This window comes from Buttiauxella cochleicola, assembly GCF_021283185.1.
Classification (GTDB): Bacteria; Pseudomonadota; Gammaproteobacteria; order Enterobacterales; family Enterobacteriaceae; genus Buttiauxella; species Buttiauxella massiliensis.
This window is the reverse complement of sequence record NZ_JAJSOS010000028.1, coordinates 1-4216: the sequence shown is the minus strand read 5'-3', so window position 1 is coordinate 4216 and position 4216 is coordinate 1. Positions and strand designations below refer to the sequence as shown.

4 protein-coding genes are annotated in these 4216 nt (G+C 49.9%); 3 read left to right on the top strand and 1 reads right to left on the bottom strand.

Annotation, left to right across the window (positions count from 1 at the left end; all coding sequences use genetic code 11):
• Positions 1-164 precede the first annotated feature (164 nt).
• Positions 165-749, bottom strand: coding sequence for a nucleotide exchange factor GrpE (gene grpE, locus LVQ76_RS22230; RefSeq protein WP_154155598.1), 585 nt, complete (start codon positions 747-749; stop codon positions 165-167).
• A gap of 129 nt (positions 750-878) precedes the next feature.
• Here grpE and nadK point away from each other — a divergent pair, with 129 nt between their 5' ends.
• The 3 genes from nadK to bamE all read left to right on the top strand — a co-directional run bounded on the left by nadK (position 879) and on the right by bamE (position 4070).
• On the top strand, positions 879-1757 hold the full coding sequence (gene nadK, locus LVQ76_RS22225) for an NAD(+) kinase (RefSeq protein WP_151996094.1): 879 nt from the start codon (positions 879-881) through the stop codon (positions 1755-1757).
• 86 nt (positions 1758-1843) lie between these two features.
• Positions 1844-3505: a DNA repair protein RecN gene (gene recN / locus LVQ76_RS22220; protein WP_232922467.1), complete on the top strand. Its 1662-nt coding sequence runs from the start codon at positions 1844-1846 to the stop codon at positions 3503-3505.
• A 223-nt stretch (positions 3506-3728) separates the two neighbouring features.
• Complete coding sequence (gene bamE / locus LVQ76_RS22215; RefSeq protein ID WP_034457332.1) at positions 3729-4070, top strand: outer membrane protein assembly factor BamE; 342 nt, start codon at positions 3729-3731, stop codon at positions 4068-4070.
• Positions 4071-4216: the final 146 nt, after the last annotated feature.

Sequence of the window (4216 nt, the reverse complement as noted above, 5' to 3'; positions counted from 1 at the left end):
CAGCAACGCAGCGATGCTAAAACTCCCCTCGAGGCGTGAGCGTGAATATGCAAGGGAAGTGAGAGAAAAAAGGTCGAAATATCCCTTAAAAAACAATGCCGGTCACCTTAAGTGACCGGCATTAGCCCTGAAGGCTGGCTTTTTATTTAATGCAATTTGACGAATTACGCTTTGGCTTTAGCCACAGAAACCATTGCTGCACGCAGTGTGCGACCATTCAGGGTGTAACCCTTCTGCATCACCATCAGCACATGGTTTGGTGCCACATCTTCGGATTCAACCATCGCAATTGCCTGATGCACATCCGGGTTGAACGGCACGTTGGTTTCGCCAACCACATCCACACCAAATTTACGCACCACATCCAGCATCGATTTCTGAGTTAATTCGATGCCTTCAATCATGGCGGCCAAATCAGTGTTGGACTTGTCAGCCACTTCCAGAGCACGGTCAAGGCTGTCGATAACAGGCAGCAGTTCGTTGACGAATTTGTCTAAAGCGAACTTGTGCGCCTTTTCAATATCGAGTTCGGTGCGGCGACGGAGGTTTTCCATTTCCGCTTTGTTGCGTAACGCCAGGTCACGCTCGCGCTGCTGAACTTCTTCCAGTTGCGCTTTTAAATCGGCAATTTGTTCATCGCGCGGATCAACCACTTCGGCACCCTCTACGGCCTCGACTTCTTCGTGGCTTTCCATTGCAATTTCGTCCGAGACTTGCTCGTCTGGTGTTTTCTGATCTTTACTACTCATGAATTTCTCCGCGTTTTTAGCATTCATCTCGCTGGTTCGCTTATTATGGGGATCAGTTTCCTGGATTCAAGGGAACGTGACATATTGTCATAAATGACTGCATCTCTGCGTATAAGGACCATCGGCATAATGAACAAACATTTCAACTGCATTGGTATTGTCGGGCACCCTCGTCACCCCACAGCCCTCACCACGCATGAAATGCTGTATCGCTGGCTATGCACCAAGGGCTACGATGTCATTGTTGAGTCGCAAATTGCCCAGGAACTTAACCTCAAAAACGTGAAAACCGGCACATTGGCAGAAATTGGTCAGCAGGCCGATCTCGCCGTTGTGGTTGGTGGTGATGGCAATATGCTTGGCGCAGCCCGCGTTCTCGCTCGCTATGACATTAAAGTTATTGGCATCAACCGTGGCAACCTGGGTTTTCTAACCGACCTTGACCCGGATAATGCCCAGCAACAGCTGGCGGATGTCCTTGAGGGGCATTACATCGCAGAACGCCGCTTCTTACTTGAAGCCCAAGTTTGCCAACAAGATACCCCAACGCGCCTGAGCACAGCCATCAACGAAGTCGTTCTGCACCCTGGCAAAGTGGCGCACATGATTGAATTCGAAGTCTATATCGATGAGATCTTTGCCTTCTCGCAACGCTCTGACGGGTTAATCATCTCTACGCCAACCGGCTCAACAGCCTATTCGCTCTCTGCTGGCGGGCCAATTCTGACCCCATCACTTGATGCCATTACACTTGTGCCAATGTTCCCACACACGCTTTCTGCCCGCCCGCTGGTTATCAACAGCAGCAGCACTATCCGGCTGCGGTTCTCGCACATGCGTAGCGACCTGGAAATCAGCTGTGACAGCCAGATTGCCCTGCCGATTCAGGAAGGGGAAGATGTACTGATTCGCCGTTGCGATTACCATCTCAATCTTATCCACCCAAAAGATTACAGTTATTTCAATACATTGAGCTCAAAACTCGGCTGGTCAAAAAAATTGTTCTAAAAAGCGCCCCAGGCTCTTTACTGTATATAAAACCAGTTTATACTGTATGAAAACACAGTCATGTCTTTTCATACAGGAAAGCTATTATGCTGGCACAACTCACCATCAGTAACTTCGCAATCGTTCGTGAACTGGAAATTGATTTTCACCACGGCATGACAGCCATTACCGGTGAGACAGGTGCCGGTAAATCTATTGCGATTGATGCCCTGGGGTTGTGTCTCGGCGGCCGCGCTGAAGCAGACATGGTGCGCCGTGGTGCCAGCCGTGCCGACCTCTGTGCCCGTTTCTCCCTGAAAGATACCCCCGCAGCCCTGCGCTGGCTGGAAGAAAACCAGCTTGATGATGGCCGCGAGTGCTTATTGCGTCGTGTTATCAGCAGTGATGGTCGTTCACGCGGCTTTATTAACGGCACTGCTGTTCCCCTTTCGCAACTGCGTGACCTCGGCCAAATGCTGATTCAAATTCACGGACAGCATGCGCACCAACTTTTGTTGAAACCTGAGCATCAAAAAAACCTGCTTGATGGTTATGCTGGGGAAGCTGCCCTCTTGCAGCAAATGGCAGAACGCTACCGCGAATGGCATCAAAGCTGCCGAACTCTTGCACAGTATCAGCAACTTGCTCAGGAACGTGCATCACGTACTGAACTGCTTAATTACCAGCTAAAAGAACTCAATGAATTCTCACCTGTCGCAGGTGAATTCGAACAAATCGACGAAGAGTACAAACGGCTGGCAAACAGCGGGCAACTGATTTCTACCAGTCAACAAGCGCTGGCGATCCTTGCCGATGGCGAAGACAACAATCTGCAAAGCCAACTGTATACCGTGCGCCATCTGATGGAAGAATTAGCCGGAATGGACGCAAAACTATCTGGTGTATTGAATATGCTGGAAGAGGCCAACATTCAGATTTCTGAAGCCAGTGATGAGTTACGCCACTACTGTGACCGACTGGATCTGGACCCAAACCGTTTGTATGAGCTGGAGCAGCGGATCTCCAGGCAAATCTCGCTGGCACGCAAACACCACATTGCACCGGAAGAATTGCCGGTTTTCCACCAGCAACTGCTGGAAGAGTTGCAACAGCTCGACGAGCAGGCCAGCTCTCAGGGCGAATTGATGCAAGCAGTGACTCTCCATCATCAGCAGGCACTGAGTATCGCGCATGAATTGCATCAGCGCCGTGCACATTACGCTGCCGAGCTTTGCGAATTGATTACCGAAAGCATGCATTCGCTATCAATGCCACATGGCAAACTGGCTATCGATGTAGAGTTTAACGAGAATCACCTAACCGCCGACGGTGCAGACCGCATTGATTTCCGCGTAACGACTAACCCTGGGCAGCCATTACAACCACTGGCAAAAGTGGCGTCAGGTGGTGAGCTTTCACGTATTGCTCTGGCCATTCAGGTGATCACGGCGCGTAAAATGGAAACCCCAGCCTTAATCTTCGATGAAGTGGACGTTGGGATCAGCGGCCCAACCGCCGCAGTGGTAGGCAAATTACTCCGCCAGTTGGGCGAATCAACACAGGTCATGTGCGTAACCCACCTGCCACAGGTTGCCGGTTGTGGGCATCATCACTTCTTTGTCAGCAAAGAAACAGATGGTGAAATGACGGAAACCCATATGCAGCCGTTGGATAAACGCTCACGCCTGCAAGAGCTAGCTCGTTTGCTCGGTGGCAGCGAAGTCACACGCAATACACTTGCCAACGCAAAAGAGTTACTGGCAGCTTAACGGCTATTGTCGATACACATTATGCAGTGCATGATATGCATCGTTCAAAAAACAAGCATTCCGCTAGCATATTGTTAATTGAGCAGGTTTTAAGCCAACTTTTTTGCCGAACCAGGGTCAGAGTTAAGCGCCTTAATGTTTTAAACTGCGTAAAGGTTTATTATCATCGGCATATTATGAATGAGCCATGTGCTGCTCGGGCCCGAAAAGGAATCAAATCACTATGCGCTGTAAAACGCTGACTGCTGCCGCAGCGGTTCTTCTTATGCTGACCGCAGGCTGTTCCACTCTGGAGCGAGTGGTTTACCGCCCCGACATTAACCAGGGGAACTACCTGACACAGAACGATGTGTCAAAGATTCGTACTGGCATGACTCAACAACAAGTTGCGTATGCTCTGGGTACACCAATGATGACCGATCCATTCGGTACAAGTACCTGGTTCTATGTTTTCCGCCAGCAACCAGGGCATGAAAATGTCACTCAGCAAACGCTGACGCTGACCTTCAACAGCAGCGGCGTGTTGACCAACATCGACAACAAGCCAAAGCTGGAAAAAGAATAACCAATAAAAAAGGTGCCAATCGGCTAATGCCGGTCACTTAAGGTGACCGGCATTGTTTTTTAAGGGATATTTCGACCTTTTTTCTCTCACTTCCCTTGCATATTCACGCTCACGCCTCGAGGGGAGTTTTAGCATCGCTGCGTTGC

Bases quoted from the DNA above. Each gene is read 5' to 3' on its own strand.
- grpE (WP_154155598.1), bottom strand. From the start codon at position 749: ATGAGTAGTAAAGATCAGAAAACACCAGACGAGCAAGTCTCGGACGAA.
- nadK (WP_151996094.1), top strand. From the start codon at position 879: ATGAACAAACATTTCAACTGCATTGGTATTGTCGGGCACCCTCGTCAC.
- recN (WP_232922467.1), top strand. From the start codon at position 1,844: ATGCTGGCACAACTCACCATCAGTAACTTCGCAATCGTTCGTGAACTG.
- bamE (WP_034457332.1), top strand. From the start codon at position 3,729: ATGCGCTGTAAAACGCTGACTGCTGCCGCAGCGGTTCTTCTTATGCTG.